The sequence below is a fragment of the Adhaeribacter soli genome (assembly GCF_008727925.1).
Taxonomy (GTDB): Bacteria; Bacteroidota; Bacteroidia; order Cytophagales; family Hymenobacteraceae; genus Adhaeribacter_A; species Adhaeribacter_A soli.
The window spans coordinates 329,509-351,712 of the sequence record NZ_VTWT01000003.1 but is presented as its reverse complement, the minus strand read 5'-3'; the positions used below and the strand labels follow the sequence as shown (position 1 = coordinate 351,712).

Annotated in this window: 20 protein-coding genes; 14 read left to right on the top strand and 6 right to left on the bottom strand. The window is 48.6% G+C overall.

Annotation, left to right across the window (positions count from 1 at the left end; all coding sequences use genetic code 11):
• Nucleotides 1–186: 186 nt before the first annotated feature.
• The 8 genes from F0P94_RS07600 (at nt 187) to F0P94_RS07565 (ending at nt 7,442) form a co-directional block, all read left to right on the top strand.
• Nucleotides 187–1,269, top strand: a complete 1,083-nt coding sequence (locus F0P94_RS07600) for a MauE/DoxX family redox-associated membrane protein (RefSeq protein WP_150903276.1) — start codon at nt 187–189, stop codon at nt 1,267–1,269.
• 69 nt (nt 1,270–1,338) lie between these two features.
• The gene (locus F0P94_RS07595; protein ID WP_150903275.1) at nt 1,339–2,244 is read left to right on the top strand and encodes a LytR/AlgR family response regulator transcription factor; all 906 of its coding nucleotides are present in this window, start codon (nt 1,339–1,341) and stop codon (nt 2,242–2,244) included.
• A 116-nt stretch (nt 2,245–2,360) separates the two neighbouring features.
• A complete protein-coding gene (locus F0P94_RS07590) occupies nt 2,361–3,059 on the top strand; it encodes a hypothetical protein (RefSeq protein WP_150903274.1) in 699 nt (232 codons plus the stop codon).
• Between the two features lie 116 nt (nt 3,060–3,175).
• The gene (locus tag F0P94_RS07585; protein ID WP_225307148.1) at nt 3,176–3,742 is read left to right on the top strand and encodes a hypothetical protein; all 567 of its coding nucleotides are present in this window, start codon (nt 3,176–3,178) and stop codon (nt 3,740–3,742) included.
• A gap of 178 nt (nt 3,743–3,920) precedes the next feature.
• The gene (locus tag F0P94_RS07580; protein ID WP_150903272.1) at nt 3,921–4,658 is read left to right on the top strand and encodes a hypothetical protein; all 738 of its coding nucleotides are present in this window, start codon (nt 3,921–3,923) and stop codon (nt 4,656–4,658) included.
• Nucleotides 4,659–4,780: 122 nt separating this feature from the next.
• The gene (locus F0P94_RS07575) at nt 4,781–6,472 is read left to right on the top strand and encodes a peptide MFS transporter (protein WP_150903271.1); all 1,692 of its coding nucleotides are present in this window, start codon (nt 4,781–4,783) and stop codon (nt 6,470–6,472) included.
• A 121-nt stretch (nt 6,473–6,593) separates the two neighbouring features.
• Nucleotides 6,594–7,067 (top strand): 3'-5' exonuclease, encoded by a 474-nt coding sequence (locus F0P94_RS07570; RefSeq protein WP_150903270.1) that lies wholly within the window; start codon nt 6,594–6,596, stop codon nt 7,065–7,067.
• Nucleotides 7,068–7,127: 60 nt separating this feature from the next.
• The gene (locus tag F0P94_RS07565; protein WP_150903269.1) at nt 7,128–7,442 is read left to right on the top strand and encodes a thioredoxin domain-containing protein; all 315 of its coding nucleotides are present in this window, start codon (nt 7,128–7,130) and stop codon (nt 7,440–7,442) included.
• A gap of 143 nt (nt 7,443–7,585) precedes the next feature.
• On the opposite strand, the gene F0P94_RS07560 is transcribed toward F0P94_RS07565, so the two are convergent.
• From F0P94_RS07560 to F0P94_RS07550, 3 genes are all read right to left on the bottom strand, one after another.
• Nucleotides 7,586–8,530 carry an NAD(P)H-dependent flavin oxidoreductase gene (locus tag F0P94_RS07560; protein WP_150903268.1) on the bottom strand — a complete coding sequence of 315 codons (945 nt, stop codon included), beginning with the start codon at nt 8,528–8,530 and terminating at the stop codon, nt 7,586–7,588.
• A 294-nt stretch (nt 8,531–8,824) separates the two neighbouring features.
• Nucleotides 8,825–9,550, bottom strand: a complete 726-nt coding sequence (locus F0P94_RS07555) for a peptidylprolyl isomerase (RefSeq protein ID WP_191906963.1) — start codon at nt 9,548–9,550, stop codon at nt 8,825–8,827.
• Between the two features lie 306 nt (nt 9,551–9,856).
• Entirely contained in the window at nt 9,857–10,531 is a 675-nt protein-coding gene (locus F0P94_RS07550) for a septal ring lytic transglycosylase RlpA family protein (protein WP_150903266.1), read from the bottom strand.
• A gap of 314 nt (nt 10,532–10,845) precedes the next feature.
• Here F0P94_RS07550 and F0P94_RS07545 point away from each other — a divergent pair, with 314 nt between their 5' ends.
• From F0P94_RS07545 to F0P94_RS07535, 3 genes are all read left to right on the top strand, one after another.
• Complete coding sequence (locus F0P94_RS07545; protein WP_150903265.1) at nt 10,846–11,763, top strand: DUF72 domain-containing protein; 918 nt, start codon at nt 10,846–10,848, stop codon at nt 11,761–11,763.
• A gap of 255 nt (nt 11,764–12,018) precedes the next feature.
• Nucleotides 12,019–12,609: a DUF4142 domain-containing protein gene (locus tag F0P94_RS07540; protein WP_150903264.1), complete on the top strand. Its 591-nt coding sequence runs from the start codon at nt 12,019–12,021 to the stop codon at nt 12,607–12,609.
• 667 nt (nt 12,610–13,276) lie between these two features.
• A complete protein-coding gene (locus F0P94_RS07535; RefSeq protein WP_150903263.1) occupies nt 13,277–13,867 on the top strand; it encodes a DUF4142 domain-containing protein in 591 nt (196 codons plus the stop codon).
• Between the two features lie 189 nt (nt 13,868–14,056).
• On the opposite strand, the gene F0P94_RS07530 is transcribed toward F0P94_RS07535, so the two are convergent.
• Nucleotides 14,057–15,430, bottom strand: coding sequence for a deoxyguanosinetriphosphate triphosphohydrolase (locus F0P94_RS07530; protein ID WP_317133059.1), 1,374 nt, complete (start codon nt 15,428–15,430; stop codon nt 14,057–14,059).
• 162 nt (nt 15,431–15,592) lie between these two features.
• Here F0P94_RS07530 and F0P94_RS07525 point away from each other — a divergent pair, with 162 nt between their 5' ends.
• The 3 genes from F0P94_RS07525 (at nt 15,593) to F0P94_RS07515 (ending at nt 18,134) form a co-directional block, all read left to right on the top strand.
• Nucleotides 15,593–16,279: a hypothetical protein gene (locus tag F0P94_RS07525; protein ID WP_150903262.1), complete on the top strand. Its 687-nt coding sequence runs from the start codon at nt 15,593–15,595 to the stop codon at nt 16,277–16,279.
• Nucleotides 16,280–16,444: 165 nt separating this feature from the next.
• A complete protein-coding gene (locus tag F0P94_RS07520) occupies nt 16,445–17,149 on the top strand; it encodes a hypothetical protein (RefSeq protein WP_150903261.1) in 705 nt (234 codons plus the stop codon).
• 211 nt (nt 17,150–17,360) lie between these two features.
• Complete coding sequence (locus F0P94_RS07515) at nt 17,361–18,134, top strand: hypothetical protein (protein ID WP_150903260.1); 774 nt, start codon at nt 17,361–17,363, stop codon at nt 18,132–18,134.
• A 637-nt stretch (nt 18,135–18,771) separates the two neighbouring features.
• Here F0P94_RS07515 and F0P94_RS07510 read toward each other — a convergent pair.
• Both F0P94_RS07510 and F0P94_RS07505 read right to left on the bottom strand, forming a co-directional pair.
• Nucleotides 18,772–21,150, bottom strand: a complete 2,379-nt coding sequence (locus tag F0P94_RS07510; protein WP_150903259.1) for a M56 family metallopeptidase — start codon at nt 21,148–21,150, stop codon at nt 18,772–18,774.
• The gene (locus F0P94_RS07505; protein ID WP_150903258.1) at nt 21,147–21,539 is read right to left on the bottom strand and encodes a BlaI/MecI/CopY family transcriptional regulator; all 393 of its coding nucleotides are present in this window, start codon (nt 21,537–21,539) and stop codon (nt 21,147–21,149) included. The genes F0P94_RS07510 and F0P94_RS07505 overlap by 4 nt, the downstream gene beginning before the upstream one ends.
• Between the last annotated feature and the right edge of the window lie 665 nt (nt 21,540–22,204).

Below are 22,204 nucleotides of genomic sequence, written 5' to 3'. Positions count from 1 at the left end.
AGATATGTTATCTTTGCTGCTCTGCCGTTTTTTCCCGGATCCCAGGTAACCGTTTATGCTGGAAGATCAGGCGGCTGAAAAGTAGCAATGCTTCCGGAAATGCTCAAGAATTTACCTCCTGCCACGCGGTTAAGGCTCATAAAAGCTGTAGCAAGCTTTTTCTTTTTTACAGGAATTCTTTTTTCTTTGAACCTCTGGCATTCCGAGCGGCTCTTTCCCCTGGCGCCTGCTTTTGATTTCTTCGCCGGCTTCCGGCATCCCTTTGACTTTATTTTCCTCGGCTTACTCCTGATCTTACTTCTACTTAACTGCTTTGTAAAGAAGAAGCTCGTCAATCATCTGGTTTTAGGATTAGTATTCCTCCTGGCCCTGCAGGACCAGAACCGGTGGCAGCCCTGGGTTTATCTTTATTTTTTATGCCTGGTGCCCTTTTCCTTCGCCCGGAAAGATGATGGCTCGAAGCATACCTCCCTGCAATATTTCCAATTGCTGCTGGCCGGAATTTATTTCTGGAGCGGCATCCATAAATGCAGTACAAACTTTCTGGATCTTACTTTTGAACCCATGCTTACCGGGCTGTTCAGAATAGCAGATCCCAAAATTATAAAAGCGTTAAAACCCTGGGGTTACAGTATTCCGGCCCTGGAGATCATCACGTCAATGGCGCTTTTAATTCCCCGAACCAGGACTATTGGCGTATTCCTTGCGCTAGCTACGCACTTGTTTATTCTGGTCTATCTAAGCCCGCTGGGAATTGACGGGAATTACATTGTGTACCCCTGGAACATTGCCATGATCGGCTTAGTGATATTGTCCTTCCTCCAGGTAAAAGGCAGTTCGTTTACTTGGCAAGGGACTAGCTTAAAATCTAAACTGTTAAGCTTGCTGATTTTGCTGCTGGCCTGGTTCATGCCAGTATTTAACTTTTTCGGTTATTGGGATAGTTATCTGGCTTTCAGTTTATATTCCGAAAAAATAAATGAATACTATATCATTGTAGCTGAAGACGAATTACTTAAAATCGACCAACGTTTAAGTGCTTATTTTCTGCAAAGCAAAGACCTGCAGGGCGGGCAGATCATCGATGTAAATAAGTGGTCTTTGGAAGAGCTGAACGTACCTTTCTATCCGGAAACCAGGGTATTTAAAAAGGTTTGCGAATCTTTCTGCGGGTTAAACATAGAAGAAGGTAAACTATTCTTCCTGGAATTTGAGAAACCGTTGGAAAAAGGAAAGTTCTACCGCTTCACCTGCAAAGACCTGCCATAAACGCTCCTTCTTAGCTGTCAGGTGTAGTTAAGGGAAAAACGCTATCTTTCCGGCCCAAAAAACCTGCCCATGCTTTCAACCCTTAAACAACCTTTTCCGGCCCACACGCTTTCCGGTTCTATCCGGATGGCGGCGGTAATCGGTTTGTTTGTAGCGCTATTTCTGCTGGTGTTTCAACCGTTTGGCATGCGCGAAGCTTCGGAAGGCGCAACAAAATACCTGGCTATTTCCGGGTACGGCCTGGTTACGTTCGGCTGCATCAGTCTGGTTTCGATTGTTTTCTCCCGATTATTCCCCGGCTGGTTTAAAGCTGAAAACTGGACGGTTGGCAGGGAAATCCAGATCACGCTTTTCAACTTTCTGCTGATCGGCTTTTTCAATACGCTTTACACGTTTCTTATTTTCCGGCAGCCTTTCAGTTTAAGCCATTTATTGTATTTCGAAAGCATTACGCTGGCCGTGGGCATTTTACCGGTTTCTGTGATCGTACTTTTCCGGCACAACCGCCTGCTCACCAAAAACCTGGAACTGGCACAGGAAATGAATTCGGAGCTGAGAAAACATGCTCCGACGTCAATTCCGCAACCGGCTTATTTACCTGTTTCTGAAATGCCGGAGTTACCCGAAGCTTCTGTGCTTACTTTTACTTCCGAAACCGGCTCCGAACAGATCAGCCTACCCAAGTCCGATTTTCTTTTTGCGATGGCCGCCGACAATTACGTGGAGCTACATTATCTTGAAAACGGTATTCCTAAGAAAAGTCTAATCCGAAGCACCCTAACCCGACTGGAAGAAGCGGTAAAAGAGGAGCCTAAGATCGTACGCTGTCACCGGGCTTACCTGGTGAACCTGGCACAGGTCCATAATTTTTCCGGCAATGCCCAGGGCCTGAAACTGGAACTGTACGGTACTTCGGAACGAATCCCGGTTTCCCGGAAAATGGTTCCTGAAATTAAAAGCTTGCTGCACGGCTAAGAAACCTGCACTTCATCCCAAACCTTTGCTTTTCGCCCCGGGAGCTTGTTTTCCGTCCCTTTTGCCTTGACCCCGCTTTACCCCTGCCGTAAGTTTGTAGAAAAAATTTACGCACCATGTACAAAGCAATTCTTCTATTTCACATTCTGGCCGGCACCGTAGCCTTAGGTAGCGGACTGCTTGCCATCTTCGCCGCCAAAGGCCGCAAAAACCACAACCGCTCCGGCCGCACCTACGAGCTTTCCATGTACGCCGTAGCCCTTTCGGCCTTGTTGCTAAGCTCCTTAAAGTTCAATCCGTCCTTACTGGCTATTGGTGTTTTTGCGCTTTACTTAACCTACACCGGCAAGCGTGCCCTTTTCTACTTCCGGCTCCGCGAAACCTACACGCCCGGCCTGCAGGACAAACTTCCTTCCTTAGCCGGTTTGCTAACCGGCCTGCTCATGATCGGCTTTCCGATAGCTCAAATATTAATCTCCGGCAAACTATTTGTGCCGGTGCTGGCTGTTTTCGGCTTGGTCCTTCTGGGCAGCAGTGCAGGCGACCTGATCTCTTTCCGGAAGCCGGATCTTTTCAGGCCGGGCAATAAAGCCTGGCTGCTGAAACACATCGGCATGATGGGCGGGGCTTACATTTCTACCGTTACGGGTTTCCTGGTGAATAACGTGCAGATCGGGCAGCAGTGGCTCATATGGATTGGTCCGACCTTGATCGGCACCGTTTTAATAGCACGTTCAACAATGCAATGGCGGCAGAAACTACAGTTAACTCCACCGAAGCCCGGGTTTGCGAAAGAAAAAGCTACCGTTGTTTAATTCGGGTTGTGGTATTGGGGGGCAATGCATAATTTTGAGAAATATTTTAGTTTCTCCCCATCTACGTGAACGCTGCACTGGCCCGGTTTCTGTCTGTACTTTTTCACCCGCTGCTGATGCCCACGTATCTGTTTTACCTGGTGCTTTACTGGCTGCCGGAATCGGCGCTTACCTTTCCCCTGGATAAACGCTGGATCCTGCTCACGTTCATCTTTTTCGGCACGTTCCTGGTTCCGGGCATCGGTACTTACGCCATGTTCCGCTACGGCCTGGTTAACTCCCTGGAGCTCGGCGACCGGGTACAAAGAAGGTTTCCGTTGCTTTTCACTTCGTTTTGCTACGCGACAGTTACTTATTTTTTCCAGCGGAATCTTGGCTTCAGCGAGCTTTTTTATTACCTGATGCTGCTCATCACGCTTTCGGTATTTGCCACGTACCTTGTTTCGCTTTTCTGGAAGATCAGTGCGCACGGCGTAGGCCTCGGCGGGTTGCTGGGTTTACTCGCCCTGCTGAATCACTTGCTGCCGGAAAGCGGCTTGCTTTACCTCATTATTCTGTTTGTGCTGGTGGCCGGCGCGGTATTATCGGCAAGGCTGGCGCTGAACGAACACACGCCCGCCCAGGTGTACGCCGGTTTATTCACAGGCTTGGTTATCGGGGGAAGTTTAATGCTGTTTGTTTAGCGCTTCCCTTCTTCTCTATCTGAACTCTCTTCAAGCTTAAAAAGCTGAATTTAAAAAAAACCTGTGTTAAAGTGATTTCATTCTGAACCAACACCTTTTAAACCTTTTGTTATTTCGATTTTCTTATTACCTTATGCTACTGTTTAAACTTTAAAAGCATATCCAAAATCAGGCTTTTATGACACAAATAAAGTTAATTATGACAGTGCTTACGCTTGGCTTATTTTTATTTCCTGCCTGTGTTCCAAAGTATTACGCTCCAACTGGAATAAACGTCCCTCTCTTTCAGGAAAAAAATGAAGTAAGTGCAAATTTATCCTTAGCATGCACGGCGGATCTTTCCGGACCTCAGGCCCAAGTTGGCTATGCTTTTGCAAACCATTTTGGGGTAATTGCAAATGGTACTTACCTTTCCGGCTTAACTCCAGACAATTCACCTCGGGGATATGGTTATTTGCTGGAAGCCGGAACTGGTTACTTTGCTACTCTGGGCAAGAATTTAGTATTCGAAACCTACATTGGAGCCGGAACCGGGAAGGTGGTAAATAAACGAACAGACAACCCGTTTTCCATCGATTTAAAAAAGATATATTTTCAGCCTAATTTTGGATATACCTCTAATAAGGTAGACATCGCTTTTTCACCCAGGATTGTGTTAATTAAGTATCCGGACTTATATGACGGCAAAAAATATATTACTGATATTTATGGATATCCGATTTTAGAAAACAACGAACGCCTCATTCTTAATGATTTTCAAGAAGACCATTTCCTGGTTTTTGAACCCGCAATAACTATCCGGGGCGGCTGGAAGCAAACAAAAGTACAACTCCAGGCAGTTTATTCTTTTCACAAAATTCCGTATTCTGAAAAACTTAATATTAATGGAGGTTTTTACTTCACATTGGCACCTTGATTTAGAGAGCGGCCTATAGAGTAGCTTTCTTCCTGAAAATACACCATTTCTCCGGCAGGTTTGGCACTTTGTACAGAAAACCGTATTTTCAACGTTCAGAAAACACACTTCCAGTACTTTTTATGGCAATTACGCAATCTCCGCAGGGCACCGATACGGCGCCGGGCACCAAAACCTCCAAACACCCCAAGGGGCTTTACTACCTGTTCTTCTCCGAAATGTGGGAACGCTTCGGCTTTTACCTCATGCTGGCGATCTTCTTCCTGTACATGATCGATGCCCAGAACGGGGGACTGGCTTTGCCAAAATCGGAGGCTTCGGATATTTTCGGAACGTTTATCGCGCTGGTTTATTTAACGCCTTTTATCGGCGGTTTGCTGGCAGATAGAAAGATGGGTTACCGCAAAGCGATTTCCATGGGTGGCCTTCTGATGGCGCTGGGTTATTGCGGACTCGCTTTACCGGGCAACTTAGCCCTGTTCGGCTCGCTGGGTCTTATCATTGTCGGTAACGGCTTTTTTAAACCGAATATTTCTACGCTTTTAGGTAATTTATATTCTGAACCCCAGTATGCCGACCAAAAGGACTCCGGTTACAATATTTTTTACATGGGTATTAACGTCGGAGCTTTTGCGGCGCCGTTCATTGCCTCTTACATGCGGAACAACTACGGCTGGGGCTATGCTTTTGCTGCAGCCGGCATCGGGATGTTCATTGGCGTACTGATCTTCTGGATGGGCAACAAGCATTACAAACACGTAGATGTGCTGAAGCCGGTGCAGGCCAACGACATGAGCATTAACCGCATTCTGGCCATTGTAATTCTTCCGGCCTTACTGGCGGGTATAGCAGCCTGGTTCTTTATTCCGGGTAACGTTTTCGGCTCCGACTCTACCGATGCGTTCCTGTTCGGTTCCCTGCCAATTGTTTTCTTCTACGTTTCGTTGTGGGCCAAAGCTTCTAAAGAAGATAAAAGCCCGATCGCGGCCATGCTGGCAATTTTTGCGGTGGTGGTTATTTTCTGGGCCATCTTTAAACAGAACGGTACCGCTTTAACTACCTGGGCCCAATACTACACCGACCGCAGCCTGCCGGAAAGCCTGGAAAAACCGGCTCAGGCTCTGGGCATGGTGCAGTACGTAGATAATACTACCCGCACCGTAGAAGCTTACGACCAGAACTTCCGCACGACTACCGATGCCAGCGGCAAAGTAGTTACCAAAGAAGGCGTAGACCCGTACCTGAACAACCTGCCGAAAGAAGAGTGGCCGGCCGCCGGCGAAGAGCAGCCGCTGATCTCGCCGGAGCTTTTCCAGAGCGTGAACCCGTTCTTCGTAGTACTTTTAACGCCGGTAGTGGTAGCGTTTTTCGCCTTCCTTCGCCGCAAAAAAGCCGAACCTTCTACCCCGGCTAAAATTGGCCTTGGTTTATTAATTACTGCTGCTTCTACGCTTATCATGGTAGGCGCCGTGTTCGCAGCCGACAACGGCATGGACAAAAGCTCGGCCTGGTGGCTGGTGGGCACCTACGCGGTAATTACGGTTGGGGAGCTTTGCCTGAGCCCGATGGGTTTATCATTGGTATCGAAACTGAGCCCGCCGCGCTTAACGGCGCTGATGATGGGCGGTTGGTTCCTGTCTACTTCCATCGGTAACAAACTTTCCGGCGTACTGGCCAGCCTCTGGGATAAATACGACGACAAGCAATACTTCTTCATGGTGAACTGTGCCGGCGCTTTACTGGCCGCCCTGGCGATCTTTGCCATGCTGAAGTGGCTGCGTACCATTATCCAGACGCACACCGGTAAACAGTAGTTTGGAAGAAAGATAAAAGACGAAGGAAGAAAGACTTTCTTGCCCTGAATCTTACCGTTTTTGAATTAAGAAAGCCCTGCAGTTTGCAGGGCTTTTTGTTCGTTGAAAATTAAGACAACTTATGAGCCATACGTTTACTGCAATAGACTTTGAAACCGCCCAGGGCAAGCGCTGGAGCATCTGCCAGGTTGGTCTGGTACGGGTAGAAAACGGTCGGGTAACCGAACAACTGAACAAACTGGTCTGTCCGCCCGATAATTTCTACCACCCCATGAACACCGGCATCCACGGCATTGCGCCGCACCACACCCGGAATGCCCCGGCTTTTGCCGCTTTATGGCCGGAACTCCAGCCTTTCATTCAGAACCAGACGGTAGTAGCTCACAACGGTGCCTTCGATTTCAGCTGCCTCCGCCAAACGTTGGATTACTACAGCCTTACGCACCCGGATTACCAACAGGCCTGCACCCTGAAGATTTACAAAAAAGGCCTGGCTGAATTGTGCCGGGAACATAAAATTAAACTGAACCACCACGATGCGTTGAGCGATGCGCTGGCTTGCGCCGAGTTGTATTTACGGCATTTGGGGAATTAGCTTACTTCTTATAAAAAGCCGGAATACAGCAAAACTATAATACCTGAAAGAAACCTACCCATGACCACCATAAACAACGAACAGGAATTAACCGCTTTCTTCGAAGGCAGCGAACAAGCCATTATTACGTATTACCTGGAACAGGAATGCGAAGGGTGCGAGGATCTGCTGCCGGTTTATGAAGAACTTTCTCAGGAGCCTGCCTACCAGCACATAAAGTTTGGTTTAATGCTGGCCCAGCCGGGCACCATTGCCGAAAACCTGGTTAAACAGCGCGAAGTGCCTTTTGTAGCTATTTACAAGAACGGTGAGATGATCAAGTGCGGAACGGTAAATTCTGAGAAGGAATATCTGAAGATGCTAAGAAGATTTTAAGTGCCACCGCTAACGCACATTTTAAGCGGTCATGTTGAGCGATAGCGAAACAACTCGTCGGCTAATAGTGCCCGTTATTTCTGGCCTTTCTGCTGTTGGCCGACAAGGTCCTTCGCTACCGCTCAGGATGACAAAGTTTTGTTTTAGAACTGCATCTTACAAAAATCCGCCTTCGCCTCCAAGAACTCCGCCCACATTTCCCGGACAATCTCCCCGGCCGGCTGAATTCTGGTAACCGCGGCTGCAATTTGCCCGATCTCCAGTTCGCCTTCTTCCAGATCGCCTTCGAACATGCCGCGTTTGCTCCGGCGACTGCCTAAAAGCTGTTCCAGTTCAGCAGCGGTAGCGCCGCGCATTTCGGCAGCTTTTACTTCCTGGTAGAATTTATTCTTGAGCAGGCGCACCGGCGTGAGTTGCTTTAACGATAGTTCGGTATCGCCTTCGCCGGCTTCTATTACTTTGGCTTTAAAATGTTCGTGCGCCGAAGATTCTTCGCTGGCTACAAACCGGCTACCTACCTGCACGCCTTCTGCCCCCAAAGCCAAGGCACCGAAAATACCGCGACCCGTACCAATCCCGCCGGCCGCAATTAAAGGAAGCTTCACGGCCTGGCGTACCAAGGGTATCAAACAGAACGTAGTGGTTTCTTCGCGGCCGTTGTGCCCGCCGGCTTCAAAGCCTTCGGCTACGATGGCATCTACCCCTGCTTCTTCGCACTTCTTCGCAAATTTCACGTTGCTAACCACGTGCACTACCGTAATACCGTGCGCCTGCAGGGTTTTGGTCCAGGTTTTCGGGTTGCCGGCGGAAGTGAAAACGATCTTTACGCCTTCTTCCATAATTACCTCCATGTGCTTTTCAATATCGGGGTACAACAGCGGCACGTTTACGCCGAAAGGTTTGGAAGTAGTTTCCTTGCATTTCTGAATGTGCGTGCGCAACACGTCCGGGTACATGGAGCCGGCGCCGATCAGGCCCAAGCCACCGGCGTTACTCACCGCCGAAGCCAGCTCCCAGCCGCTGCACCAGATCATGCCGGCCTGAATAATGGGTAATTCTATCTTGAAAAGTTCGGTAATGCGGTTCATGTGGGTTAATGTACTAATTTTTTAATGTGTTAATGTGCTGTTTTTACCAGCAAAACGCTATGGTTTTACCTGAAAAACCCGTTTTCTTAAGTCCCCCTTTGGAGGGGGTAAGGGGGGAGGACAGGAGATTTATCTGATCATTTTTGAAAATCAAATAAAGTAAAATCCTCCCCCTTGCCCCCTCCAAAGGGGGACTTCTTCGTAGCTCTAATTAAGGCGCCACTACTTAAAACGCTATAATTTCAGCTAAAAAAGTCCTACTTGCTTTATCTTTCCTCTTTCTTCCCTTAAAAATCAATCCAGCACTTTCATGGTTACATAGATCGGTTTTAGGGGGCGATCTTCAGTATTCACGGGATAGTTGGCAATTTTATCGAGTACGGGAAGGCCTTCGGTTATTTCGCCGAAAACGGTGTATTGTTCGTCGAGCGTGGGCGCGCCGCCGATTTCGGGGTATAGTTTTCGTTGTTCGGGGGTTAAGGTGAGGCCTTTTTCCTGAGCAATGTCTTCGAGTTCCGGAATGCTTACGGGCGTGCCCTGCACCAGGTAGAAATTATGGGCCGAAGATGCTTTGGTGGGGTTTACCTTGTCGTCGTAGCGGGCCATGGCCAGAGCGCCTTTCTTATGAAAATGGTGGCGTTTTATTTCGACCGGAACGGTATAAAGATCGGGGGTATTTTCCAGCTCGTTGCCGTGGCCGCCCTGGATCATAAAGCCCCGAAGAATGCGATAGAAAACCGTATTGTCGTAGTAGCCGCCCTTAACGAGCCGTATGAAGTTGGCGCGGTGCAGGGGCGTATCTTCGTACAGCTTTACTTTCATTTTGCCCAGGCTTGTGGAGATCAGCACTTCCGTTTCGGGGTTTTCTTTGCCGTACTCGGTCAGGAATTCGCGCACCTTGTCTTTGGGCACTTCCGCTTCCAGCTGCCGCCGCAATTCTTTCTGTTCTTCCGGCGTAGACTCCTTATGGCAACCCAGAAGGGCAAACAGTAGCAGAAAAGCATAAAAAAGTCGGTTCATGCTCAAAGATAAGGATTTTGGCATTTGGGCTGCAAATCCATAACTGGCCGGAAGGTTTTCAGCTAAGTTTGAACTTCAACCGACTTAGCACATAGTCAAGTTAATTTTAGAAAAGTAGAATTACAAATCCCACGGCTCGGTTAAGACGGGATTACAAATCCCGTCAAGCAAATTACAAATCCCGTCAAGCAAATGCGATTCTCAGCCAAACCCCCATCTTTACATAAATAGCTTTCAGTTGAAAAGGGAAAAGCCTGCATACCAGAAGTTTGCAGGCTAATAAGATTAAAGGGGCAATAAAATCTTTTAACCGTTACCCTGGCGCACCAGCGTCGGGATCCCGGCTTTGTCTAAATTCTGCTTTATCCGGTCTGCTACCTGGCGGTCGGAAAAGCGGCCAGCCAGTACCCGGTGAATGGTTTTCCCGCCTACCGTTTCTTTGGTTAAGATAACCGGCAGGTCGGCCTGCAGGGTTTTGATCTTTTCCGATTGCAGTTCCGCATTTTTAAAGTCGGAAAATGAACCGGCCTGGATCACGAAGTACACATCCGAAGCCACCGAATCGGCCAGCGCTACGGTAGGCGGCACTTCCGATTCCGGTTTGGAAAGGATCTCCATGGTAACTTTGGCGGTGCCGCTCCGGATCATGCCAATTTTACGGGCCGCCGCTTCCGACAGATCGATAATGCGGTACTTGCTGAAAGGGCCGCGGTCGGTGATGCGCACAACTACTACCTGGTTATTCGACAGGTTGGTCACTTTTACTTCCGTACCGAAAGGCAGGGAAGGGTGCGCGGCCGTCATTTTGTTTTTGTTGTAAATTTCTCCGCTGCTGCTTCTCTTGCCGTGGTATTTCGAACCGTACCAGGAGGCAGTTCCGGTCTGGGTTTTACCGGTTCCGGAGGCAAACGCTGACAAATTCAGCGCGAAGAGCAGGGTTAAAATAAAGCTGAAAACATAATTTAGTCTGCATAAATTCATGTGTTCCTTTATTGGTGAACCACAAATCTACAAACCATTTTTTAAAAAACTAATTTAGAAGCCCTACAAGCGCTTGATCCGGAGAACCTGAGAGGGGATATGCACTTTTAAAACGCGCCTTTATAAACGTTATAATTCAAAAAAAATATTTCCATACGCCGCGGAGAGGTACATTTATCGGTGCGATGTACAAAACACGATACACATGAAAATTTGTCAAAAAAAACTTGAAAAATTTTTACTTTTTTTTCTTCGGGACACACCAATTCTGCTTATTTTACGAAAACTCCGGACGTAATTCCGAAAACTGCCTCATGGATTTTGGTTATTTACCCGATTTAAGCGCGGTCGATTTCCGGCTGCCACCCGATCATCCCGATACGCTCCGGCAACTTCACTCCAACGCTCGCGACGTAAGCCGGAGACCAACCGTTTTCCTAGGATGCCCGGTCTGGCACAACAAGCCTTGGCGGGGCACTTATTACCCGGCCAAAGCTCCCGAAAAAGACTTCCTGCACCACTACGCCCGGCAGTTCAACACCATCGAGCTCAACACCACCCATTACCGCATCCCGGACGAAGCAACCATCAAGCGGTGGCGCGAAGCCGTTACTCCGGAGTTTAAGTTCTGCCCGAAATTCCCGCAAGTTATAAGCCACGAACACCAGTTAGTAAATACCGCCGACCTGACCGATGCCTTTTGCTCCGCTATTCTGTGCCTGGAAGAAAACCTGGGCGTAAGCTTTCTGCAATTGCCGCCGACTTTCGGGCCGAAAAAGCTACCGATTTTAGAGCACTACCTGCTGAGCTTGCCGGAAGCCCTGCCTTTAGCCGTAGAATTCCGCCATCCGGACTGGTTTACCGATTTTGAAGCCGGTCGCGAAGCCTTTGCCTTACTGGAAGCCTGCCGCGTAAGCACCGTGCTTACCGATACCGCCGGCCGCCGCGACGTGCTGCACATGCGCCTGACCACGCCCACGGTTTTCTTCCGCTTCAACGGCTATTCCTTGCACCCTACGGATTATACCCGCGTGAATGCCTGGGTGAAGCGCTTTAAGTACTGGTTTCAGGAAGGCCTGCAAACGGTTTACTTCTTTATGCACCAGCACCACATCGAGCACGCGCCTACGCTTATCCGGTATTTAATTGAAGAGCTGGACAAGATCTGCCATTTAGACCTGAGTTATTTGTGCAAACCGCTGCCTCAGGAAGTTCAGGGGAAGCTATTCTGAGGGTGCGCCTTTTCTTTATATATAAGGTATAAGACCCTTCAGCAATAAACCGTTTTGGCTGGTGCTGTTATTAAAAAAAGCTTCAAAAATCCACCAAAAACCCGTTTGAAAAACAAAATGCTATCGCAACGGTTATCAGAGCTGCTTTTCATTTGCCAACCCGCCGGAAGAAGAAGTAAGGACATCTTTTTCCGGCAAACCAAGTAGCGATATGTCCGTAACTTAAAACAATGTTATTCTTTAAGTTAAAATATTATGAAACAAACAATTACAACCGGCCTGCTGAGTTTCGCCCTGCTGTTCAGCCTTGCCTGTGAAAGAAACGCCAAAAAGGAAGACAGCGTGAAAGTAGCAGAAGAAAGAACCGAAGAACGGATGGACAGCACCGCCAGAGGCGATGAAAAAATCGATCAGGCCACTTTTATGATCGAAGCGGCCAGCGGCGGCATGATGGAAGTAGCGCTGGGCCGGATGGCCGAAAAGCAGGCTTCACATGCCGAGGTGAAAGCTTTCGGCAAAATGATGGTCACCGACCACACCAAAGCCAACGAGGAACTAAAGAAACTGGCGGCCGCTAAAAATGTAACGCTGCCGGCCTCGGTAGGAGAAGAACACCAGAAACACATCGACAAGCTGAGCGGCCTCAAGGGAGCGGAATTCGACCGGGAATACATGCGCCTGATGGTGGATGATCACCAGGAAGATGTAGATAACTTCCGAAAGGCTGCTCAGGACACCGAAACCGATCCCGACGTGAAAGCTTTTGCCACGAAGACGTTGACGGTACTGGAAAAACACCTGGAGCGCGCCCGTAAGGTAAACGACATGGTAAAGAATACCAAATAGGCAGTTTCAGTCCGTTCCATTCGTAAAGCGCTCTCAAAAGCAGAAGCGTCTCCGGGTAGCCGCCGGAGACGCTTCTGCTTTTTTTAAACGTGCCAGTGCGTGCATTCGGTAATTCCAACTCAGAACTACCGTTTTCCCCGGCAATGAAATTCTGCCTGATTATTTTAAAGGAAACCGGTCAGAACCTGATTACCCCTTCCACTGAACAGAATTTGGTTTTTAGAAGCAATCACAAAAAACTATCATCGTGCCTGTCCCGGAGCATTCCGGGGAGCGATAGCGAAGGACCTTGTCGGAATATAGTAGTATGCCCTTTACTGAGAGCCAACGAGGTCCTTCGCTGTGCTCAGGATGACGCAATATTTTTTGTAGTTTCTAATTATGTCATGGGTAAAGATAGCGAAGGACCTCGCTGGCTCTCAGCACAAAAGCCAGATTTAACGGATTTACCAGTAGCCGACGAGTTGTTTCGCTAGCGCTCAACATGACAGGTTTTTTTAAGATAGTTTTCAGTCCTGATACTAATATCCTGATACCAGTGTCCTTTTACTTAACTTCCTTTCCCGTCCGTTCAGCCCGGAGAAATTACAGGCTTGCCCTTTACCCCGAACTGCCCGCAACCGGAAGCGTAGTTTTTAAACAGGGTTTCACACTTATTTAATTACCTATGAAAAGATGTATTCCGGCCGGCTTGCTTGTAGTTTCTTTATTGCTGAATGCTGGTTGCGAAAAAGCGGCCATGCGGAAAGATAGCATAGAAATAGCCGAAGAAGAAAACAAGGCCCGCGAAAACGATTCTACTATGAACGTAGTGCGGGAAGATCAGGTAGCGTTTATGGTACGCGCGGCCAGCGCCAACATGATGGAAGTGGAGGCCGGCAGGCTGGCAGAAAAGCTCGGCTCTAATGTAGGCGTAAAAGCCTTCGGCAAAAGCATGGTGAACGACCACACCAAAGCAAACCAGGAGCTCAAGGAAATTGCGGCGGCAAAAAATATAGCTCTGCCCACCACCGTGGGAAACGAAGATCAGAAGTACATTAATAAGTTAAGCAAACTCAGCGGCCCTGAATTCGACAAAGAATATATCAGCATGATGGTGAAAGATCATCGAAAGGACACCGACCATTTCCGGAGGGCCGCCAAAGATGAAGAATTCGATCCGGAAGTAAGGACTTTTGCCGGCAGAACTTTACCTGTGGTGGAAAGGCACCTGGAAAAGGCCCGGCAACTGGATGAGGCGATCCGAAAGGCCAAATAAACGCCTGAGCGCTGCCATAGCGCCTTCAGGCCTTTTACAAAAGAAAAACGCAGCCGCTTTTAAATGAAGTAGCAAGATAAAAATAATCGCATCGCTTTATGGAGAACACGATCATATAATCTACTGAATCACAAAGTCTTGGGCATTTTCAGTTTAGATACTAATATCCAGATACCAATGCCTTTTTACTTAGTACATCTTCGGCAGCGAAATTCCTTTAATTTTCCGGTACAACGTAATAGCCGCCTGGTCGGTGAGGCCCGAAATGAAATCGGTAATGTTGAGGATCTTTTCGTAGTCGGAGGAGCTTAGCTCGCGGTTCAAACCTAAGAACTGGTCCGGAATGAGATCGAGGAGTTTCTGGTGGCGCTTTTCCTGAGGATAAAATACGGCTTTCAGAAAGGCATCGAGCAAACCGCCCAGTACTTCGAAACCGGCCGCTTCAATTTCCAGTACCGGCCGGTTCTTGTATATCTTCTGAATGGAAAGCTTTTTAATTTCGTCGAGGGCCGGTTTGCAGCTTAATTCCCCGATCAGGGCTTTATCGAAACGGCCGCCTAAAATGGCTTCTTCTTCGAGCAAAAATACTTCGGCGGCTTCGGCGATCAGCTTCCCGATAATGCGCGCCCGCAGGAAACCGATCTCTTCGCGCCAGTCGGAGAAATGAATGCGCGATACTTTGCCGGGCGGTTCTTCCAGCAGTTCTTTCAGCAAGGCTTTGCCTTCTGTGGCCGGAATCAAGCCCAGTTTGCAGCCGTCTTCAAAATCCACGATGCGGTAGCAGATGTCGTCGGCAGCTTCCACTAAGAAGGCCAGCGGGTGGCGGTGAAAGAACACGCCCGATTCGCTGCTTTTCCGGAGCAAACCGAGTTCAGCAGCAATGTTGTTGAAACGCTCCTTTTCGGACTGAAAAAAACCGTACTTCTTTTCGCTGCAAAACCGGGAACCCGGAAAATGCGGCACGCTTTCTTTCGGGTATTTGGTGAAGGTGGCCAGCGTGGTGTAGGTCAGGCGCAAGCCGCCGGCCATGTCGCACTGGGCCGGGTAGGTGTGCGTGAGGATGCGGAAACCGGCAGCGTTGCCTTCGAAGCGTTGCAGGTCGGCTTTCTGGCCTTCGGAAAGGGAGCGCATGAACGGCGCCGCTTCAGAACTTTGGAAATAAGCCGAAATAGCATCTTCGCCGGAATGGCCGAACGGCGGGTTGCCGATGTCATGCGCCAGGCAGGCTGCGGCTACGGCATCGCCGAAATCGGAATCGAGGATCTTTTTACTCCCGGAAAGTTCGGGATATTTCTCTACAATGCTTTTGCCAACGATGCGGCCCAAACTCCGGCCTACGCACGAAGCTTCCAGACTATGCGTAAGACGGGTGTGCACAAAATCGCTTTCGGGCATGGGCATAACCTGGGTTTTGTTTTGCAGCCGCCGGAAGGCCGAAGAAAAAACAATGCGGTCGTAGTCCCGCTGAAATTCGCCCCGTACCGATTCATCGGTTTCGTGTTCTTTGGTTTGTGCTTCGAAACGTTTTTTAGAGAAGAGTTTTTCCCATTGCATTGCTGCCATACCCACAGTTTAATTTATTCCGGTGCCCGAAGCTACGGCAAGCCGGGCAAAGCTGCAACCCTGCTGCTTGTTTTCCGGCCAAATTGCTTAAACTTTACGTTATTTAAAGCGTTTTACTTTTTTGCCTGAAGTTCCTACTGTTTTACTTTAGCCCTGCTACTTATGCGTTCTTTTTATACCCTTGGTTTGTTTTGCCTCCTGTTCGCTTTTGCCTGCACGAAACCTGCCCAGAAAACCACCACCGCAACTCCTCAAACGGCCCGTACAACGGCCTGTCCCGAATATTTCTATTATTACCAGCAGGAAAAAGTACCGTTAAAATTAAAGCCTGCTTATTTGCTGGCCGGTTTTCAGCCGGGTTTAAGTCAAGAAGCAAAAACCAGTATTCTGAAAACGGTTCCCGAATTCGAAAACCTCAGCACCGACCAAAGCGGCAGCGCCGGCACGTTTAACGTGGTGAAGCTTCGCAACGCAACTTCCTGTGACCGGGTCCTGCAAATCATAAAGCAGCTGCAGCAAAAAAATGAGCTCACGTTTGTTAACCCCGTTTTCGATCCGGTAAGCAATCTGGGCAGCGGCTATTTATGGGTCGGTTTAACCTCCGGCTTTCTGGTGACCCTGAAAAGCGCCGATCAAATGCCGCAACTCAAAGCCCTGCTAACCGAAACCAGAACTGAACTACTGGATACCTTAGGCGAAACGACTTTCCTGATCGGGGCTACAAAAAATGCAAAAGGCAATGCGCTGGAAATGGCGAATTACTTTCATGAGCAACCTTTCGTAGAAAATGCCGAACCCGATTTCTTTCTGGCTACCAAACCCGAAGATTCCAACCTGCCTTCGCGGTAGCGGACTCATTTTAAAGTTCTATTCGCTTAAAATGCACGAAAACGGCAGAACCCTGATTATCGGATTCACTATATAGCGCGGCCTTCTAAAATAAAAATATTACAACTAAACATTGATTATTCACAAAATTAAACGTAAGAACAGGTAGCACTATCTCCTGAGCTTATGAAAAAAATGCTATATCTGTTTTCGTGCTGCCTTTACCTGGGCTTCTCCGGATGTAGGAAAGAAGGCATAAAACCCGGCGATGCTGCCCCGCTACCCGAAAAACAACAGGAAAGCTGTACGTCGTATGGCTACCAGACCAAAACGGAACCCGTGGCTTTAGGGCCCGCTACCGGCGCTGAATTACTGGTTGGGTTCCGCAAGAATTTCCCTCTTAAACAGCAGCAGAGACTATTAGCTACCTGTGAGGCATTTCAGGCCGTTTCCGGACAGGTGCAAACGGCTTCCGGCCCGGTTTCCCTCATTACCCTGAAACCCGGTACTACCTGCCACGAAACCGAAAAGCTGATGCACGAACTGGAACAATTGCCGGCCGTGCGGTTTTCGTTGCCGGGTTTGCAGGCCGGCACTTACTCCGACGAATTTGTGGTATCGCTGCAGGTAAACGCTTCGGAAACCGAATTCCTGCAACTCGTAGCCGATACCCGCACCCACATCGTAACTTACCCGGAAGAACTGGGCTCCCGCCTTTACCTGCTCAGCGCCGACAAGAGCGCTGCCGGCAACGTGTTTGAAATGGTAAGTTTCTTTAACGATGCCGACCTCGTGGAATATGCCTCGCTGAACGGGCCGCTTACCCCACTCACAAGCCCCGACCTAATCGCCTTCCGGAATCCCACAAAACAGGAGGTTGAATTAAATTAAAACCCACGCTATGCCGCTGATGAGTTAAATACAACCAAGTCAGAAGCAGGGCCGCAAACGGTAGGTTTTCGCTTAAAAAAGTACCGTTTGCGGAAAGGAGTAGAAAGGTAAGGTAAAGAAAAAAAGCGTAGAAGACGCAAATTTATTAACCAAATTTTGAACAAAAGCCGTATGAACAGGTAATGTCTCACCTTTACCTTATCTGTTCATTATGAAGCGATTAATCTACTTAACTTACCTGGGTTTATTGTTCCTTATCTTAATTTCCTGTCAGAAAGAATCGGTAGCGCCGGCGCCGGCCCCTGCAACCGAAGTTAATTCTGAGGCCCGCATGCACCCGGGAAACCAAGGCTGTCCGCCGCATTTTTTCATCAGCAAAACCGGGCCGGTATTTCTGACGCCAACCTGCCAGGTGTTGGTTACCGTGGGCTTTGCTGATCAGGTATCTTCCGCCGAAAAACAACGGATCCTTTCCCAATACAGCCTTGTCGAACAAATTGAATCGGAATATCCGCTGGAGGACGGGTCTTTTGCTACCATCGTGAAACTGCAGAACGGCAACAACTGCATCGATCTCGAAAAATTCCTCTGGCAGCTGATGCAGCAGAATCCCCGAACCATCATGTATGCTCTGCCCAGTTTTGGCGACGCCTACATGCCTTCTTGGCTGGGCTTAACGCAAGAGTTCTTCGTAGGCCTTAATTCCAGCAATCCTGCCGCCGACATCCAACGCCTGACCGCCCTTACCCGCACCCGCATTGTTTACACCTTCGACGACAGCTTCTACATTCTGGCCGCCGACCGCAATTCCCGCGGCAACGTGCTGCAGATGTGCACCTTCTTTAACGCCTTGCCTAAGGTCGCTTTTGCCGAGCCCAATTACCTCGTTCAGGCGCCACCGCCGTTCACCGAATCCCAGCACCTGAACCCATTCAATGCTTCCACTAAACTTTATACCACAAAGGGCGCTTTACAGAAACTTTAACGGTAGCTTTTCAGGCCGAAAAAGTACCGACGGTCTGGGAAGATTATCATTTAACTGTTATACCAATTCGTGAATACCGGATCCCATTTGATAAAAACTTTGGCAGATTCTAGCGCAAGCGTCCGCTTTATTATGTTCCAAAACTTTTCTGGAACAACCATTTAGGTACGCATATTGGATAAAGTCCCCCTTTGAAGGGGGTAGGGGGAGGTTCAAGCATTTCTGATCAAAAATCAAATACTGTAAAATCCTCCCCTTGCCCCTCCAAAGCAGGATGGTTTCATTCTACCCGATTCTCCCCTTGAGGGGAGGTAGAGAGGTGTTAATACGAAATCTGATAAATATCAGCAGGTGTAAACACCCCTATGATCCCCTCAAGGGGATAGTCATTAGCCAGAATGAAACAGCCCTACCCCATCCAAAGGGGACGTGAAATAACCAGCTTCAGCTTTTCAATAATTATCGCCTTTTTCAGAAAAGTTATGGGTCTGGATTAAGCGGACGCTTGGGCTATTTCAAGTAATGGAAGTTGCTAAATATGATCCGGTATTAGTGTAGCGTTGGTTAAAAAAAGAACCCCAGGAGCCTGAAGCGCCTGGGGTAAACTTTTTGAAACAGAAATCAAAAACCAAAGAATTTAATCTTCGCTAACGTTATAAACTTCGTTGTAATTGCTGTTCTTGTTTTTAGGATCGAACTTCTGGTGGAACATCTTCCCGTATTTTTCAAAAAGGGCTTCCGGTTGTTTCTTCCCGTTCACGTACAAGCCTTCTTTGCTGATCTTGTAAGTAAATGATTTCGTGTTCGCCCCGATCAGGTTGTCTTTCTTTAATTCGGCTTTTAGTTTTTCCATACGACTGCTCCGTTCTTTGGCCTCCTTAGCGCGCTCCTTGGCTTCTTTTGCCCGTTCTTCCGCATCTTTGGCCCGTTCTTTCGCACGGAGCTCAGCTGCTTTGGCCCGGTCGGCGGCGGCTTTGGCGCGTACTTCCGCTTCTCTGGCTCTTTCGGCGGCACCGCGGGCTCTCACTTCAGCGGCACGGGCCAGGGCTTCTTCCCGCACCCGGGCTTCGTCTTCCGGATTCCGGCTGTCCATGTGCATCTGTACCTGGGCGGTGGCATAGCGGGCCATTTCCCGGCCGAACTGCTCCATTTCCCGGTTGAATTCCTCCATTTCATGCTCGAACTCCTTCCATTCCCCGCTGTTTCTATCTTCGTAAGCGCTCACTTCTGCATCATATTCGGCCATTTCCTTTTCATATTCCTTCAGCTCTTTTTCGTAGGCTTTCAGATCAGCTTTAGAAGCGTCACCCATCGGCGCCATTGGTTTCATTGGTTTCATAGGCCGCATCGGGCGCATCGGTTTCATGGGCTTCATGGGTTTCATGGGGCGCATGGGAAGTTCCGGAGTGAGTGGGGCAGGCGGGGCTGGTGGAGCAGTCAGGCCGTCATACTTATATTTGTAATGGGAACGGTAATCGGAGGCTGAAGGGTAATTGTACACGTACACATTCGGTCTGCCCGGCCTTGTGCCTGCCCTTTGGATCACGCGGCGCGCTTCTTCCAGGTCTTCACGGGAAGCGTATTCTTTTTTCTTTTTCTTCCCCTTGGCGAACAAGCCTTTTTTGTTGCTCGCCTCCCGTTCCTCAATTATGCGCTGGAATTCCGGCATGTCGCGTTTCCGCACTTTTTTGCCGTCCACGTATAATTCCTGAATGCGGCCTTTTTTATCTTTTACAATAATGATGTCTTTGCCCGAAGAATCCGGCGCTACTGAAACGGAAAGCACATAATCTTCGGAAGCAAATTTAGATGCCGGTTCCGTTTCTGCCGGGGTGGTTTTTGCAGATTTCAATGCCGCCTGCTTTGGCATATTTATTTCCGGTTTAGCCGTATTTTCTGAGGCAGCTACCGGGGCTTTTTTGGCTGGAACCCCGATGATGAAGGCCGGGAATTCTTCGAACTCTGGTCCGAATTTAGCCATGGCACTTAACGATACCATGCTCAAACTAACCATTACAATGCAGGCAGCCAGGAAACCTTCGGTAAAGCTGGCGCTCCGTTTCGGCTGGCTTACCAGGCGCTTGATGCGGCTCAGCAGCGATCCTTTTCTACCGCCCAACGCCATGGCCAGCGCCGGACCGGCGGCGTAATTCATTTCTTCCAGTTCGGCCAGCGCGCCGGCAAAGGTCAGCGAATCGCCGCACAGGGTAATGGCAATATCGTCACAGCAGTTCTCGCGTTCGGCCCGCACCGTGGCGCTGATCCACCACATGCCCGGATGGTAAAAGAAAATGGTTTCCACTAAAGACTGGATCAGGTTGAACACATAATCGTGGCGGTAAATGTGAGCCAGTTCGTGCGCCAGAATGGCTTCCACCTGCTTTTCCGACAACCCGTTAATCGCGCCTACCGGCACAAGAATTACCGGCTTCAGATACCCGATGGCCATGGGCACTTTCACCTGTAGCGATTCCAGCAGTTTTACCGGCTTTTTCATACCCAGTTCCTGCTGCAGCGCATGAAGCTTGTTTTGCCAGCGGTCTCCTAAAGGTTTGGTCTGGTAATTCTTGATTCGCTGCACGTACGCCAGGCCGCCCAGCATGCGCAACGCCATTACGAGTAAACCCATAAACCAGAGCGTAACCAGTAAAGGTAAATGCTTTTCGAAATACGCTGAGAAGAAAGTAGTGCTGAACAGATTCTCGAACCAAACGGTTTCGGTTTTGGAAACTAAAATAGTAGCGTTTCCGGCTGAAAAAGCGGTAGTTGCCTGTTTAGCAGTTTCCGGAGCAGGGCTGCGGTAAAGACTGAAAAAAGTAATAACCGCTAAGGCCAAAGTGGTGAACAAAGCCGTAACGGAAATAAAATACCGTACTTGCGCCGACTGACGGTTCAGGAAAAGCAAGAGCACGGAAAGCGCCAGCGCTACCAGGGCGCCCTGCCAGAGCGAGTGCAGAATGGTCCAGCCGAGGGCCTGAACAACTTCCTGCGAAAGAAAGGTTTGTACGTAGTTCATTTTGCGTTCCCTTTAAGTTTATCTAATAAATTTCTGATCTCGTTCAGTTCCTGCTCCGAAGTTTTGCGGTTGCCCAAAGCCTGCATCACCAGTTTCAGCGCCGAGCCCCGGAAGGTGGTTTCCAGGAACCGGTCGAGCAATTGTTTCTGGGTGGCGGATTCTTCGATGGCGGCTTTGTACACGTGCGAACGGCCGGCTTCGTCGCGCTCCACAAAACCTTTTTCGTGCATGATCTGCATTAATTTCAGGGTAGTGGTATAACCGGTTTCCTTGTTTTTAGAGAGCTCGTCGTTCACAAACCGGACGGTGCTGGGGCCATGCTCCCAAAGCAGCTGCAATATTTCCAGTTCCGATTCGGTAGGTTTATTCGGGGGTGTCTTCTCAGCCATATTTCTTGAGCAATTGATCTTACGAATCATTTCGTATGTGCAATTATACGAAGAGTTTCGTAAAAGGAACTATTTTCTACGAAAATTTTCGTAATAAATTTCAAGAAGATTGTTACTGAGGCTGTATCTTATTGATATTGATGTGATTGCATATAAAGCGCAAGTAAACCTGTCATCCTGAGCGTCAGCGAAGGACCTAGTCGGCTTGCTGTAGTAACGTTACTGCAAAAAGCCGATGAGTTGTTTCGCTACCGCTCAACATGACCGTTTTTTGAAGTAGCTTCTATTGGTAAGACTGGCTTTTAAAGAATAGAAAGAAATTGTCTGAACACGATTCATAGGATTAAAGGATTTGCATGATTTTCCGCCAAAAGAATCACGATGAATCGGACCCGGAAGGAGAAGAAAAGAGAAGTTACCGGGTAGCTTAATCTACTGAGGGAAGTTCAGTGCTGGTTTCAGATCGTTCAAAGGCTTTCATCACAAGGAGCAAGCCCGCTTTTTCTTAAATTCGGATTAATTCTTTTCCAGAATGAAATCCTGTCTATATTTTTAATCCTTATAATCGTGTTCAGACAATTTCGCTTGTATAAGCAGTTGAATTTAAAGAAAAAGAGAAATCAGAAGGAAGCCTCGAAATCAAGGCTCGGCCATCCCGACGTCAG

Excerpts from the sequence above, each read along its gene's own strand:
- F0P94_RS07555 (WP_191906963.1), bottom strand. The coding sequence starts at position 9,550 with ATGAACCGACTTTTTTATGCTTTTCTGCTACTGTTTGCCCTTCTGGGT.
- F0P94_RS07510 (WP_150903259.1), bottom strand. The coding sequence starts at position 21,150 with ATGAACTACGTACAAACCTTTCTTTCGCAGGAAGTTGTTCAGGCCCTC.
- F0P94_RS07535 (WP_150903263.1), top strand. The coding sequence starts at position 13,277 with ATGAAAAGATGTATTCCGGCCGGCTTGCTTGTAGTTTCTTTATTGCTG.
- F0P94_RS07575 (WP_150903271.1), top strand. The coding sequence starts at position 4,781 with ATGGCAATTACGCAATCTCCGCAGGGCACCGATACGGCGCCGGGCACC.
- F0P94_RS07550 (WP_150903266.1), bottom strand. The coding sequence starts at position 10,531 with ATGAATTTATGCAGACTAAATTATGTTTTCAGCTTTATTTTAACCCTG.
- F0P94_RS07540 (WP_150903264.1), top strand. The coding sequence starts at position 12,019 with ATGAAACAAACAATTACAACCGGCCTGCTGAGTTTCGCCCTGCTGTTC.
- F0P94_RS07530 (WP_317133059.1), bottom strand. The coding sequence starts at position 15,430 with ATGGCAGCAATGCAATGGGAAAAACTCTTCTCTAAAAAACGTTTCGAA.
- F0P94_RS07585 (WP_225307148.1), top strand. The coding sequence starts at position 3,176 with ATGCCCACGTATCTGTTTTACCTGGTGCTTTACTGGCTGCCGGAATCG.
- F0P94_RS07580 (WP_150903272.1), top strand. The coding sequence starts at position 3,921 with ATGACACAAATAAAGTTAATTATGACAGTGCTTACGCTTGGCTTATTT.
- F0P94_RS07595 (WP_150903275.1), top strand. The coding sequence starts at position 1,339 with ATGCTTTCAACCCTTAAACAACCTTTTCCGGCCCACACGCTTTCCGGT.
- F0P94_RS07520 (WP_150903261.1), top strand. The coding sequence starts at position 16,445 with ATGAAAAAAATGCTATATCTGTTTTCGTGCTGCCTTTACCTGGGCTTC.
- F0P94_RS07570 (WP_150903270.1), top strand. The coding sequence starts at position 6,594 with ATGAGCCATACGTTTACTGCAATAGACTTTGAAACCGCCCAGGGCAAG.
- F0P94_RS07525 (WP_150903262.1), top strand. The coding sequence starts at position 15,593 with ATGCGTTCTTTTTATACCCTTGGTTTGTTTTGCCTCCTGTTCGCTTTT.
- F0P94_RS07590 (WP_150903274.1), top strand. The coding sequence starts at position 2,361 with ATGTACAAAGCAATTCTTCTATTTCACATTCTGGCCGGCACCGTAGCC.
- F0P94_RS07515 (WP_150903260.1), top strand. The coding sequence starts at position 17,361 with ATGAAGCGATTAATCTACTTAACTTACCTGGGTTTATTGTTCCTTATC.
- F0P94_RS07560 (WP_150903268.1), bottom strand. The coding sequence starts at position 8,530 with ATGAACCGCATTACCGAACTTTTCAAGATAGAATTACCCATTATTCAG.
- F0P94_RS07565 (WP_150903269.1), top strand. The coding sequence starts at position 7,128 with ATGACCACCATAAACAACGAACAGGAATTAACCGCTTTCTTCGAAGGC.
- F0P94_RS07545 (WP_150903265.1), top strand. The coding sequence starts at position 10,846 with ATGGATTTTGGTTATTTACCCGATTTAAGCGCGGTCGATTTCCGGCTG.
- F0P94_RS07505 (WP_150903258.1), bottom strand. The coding sequence starts at position 21,539 with ATGGCTGAGAAGACACCCCCGAATAAACCTACCGAATCGGAACTGGAA.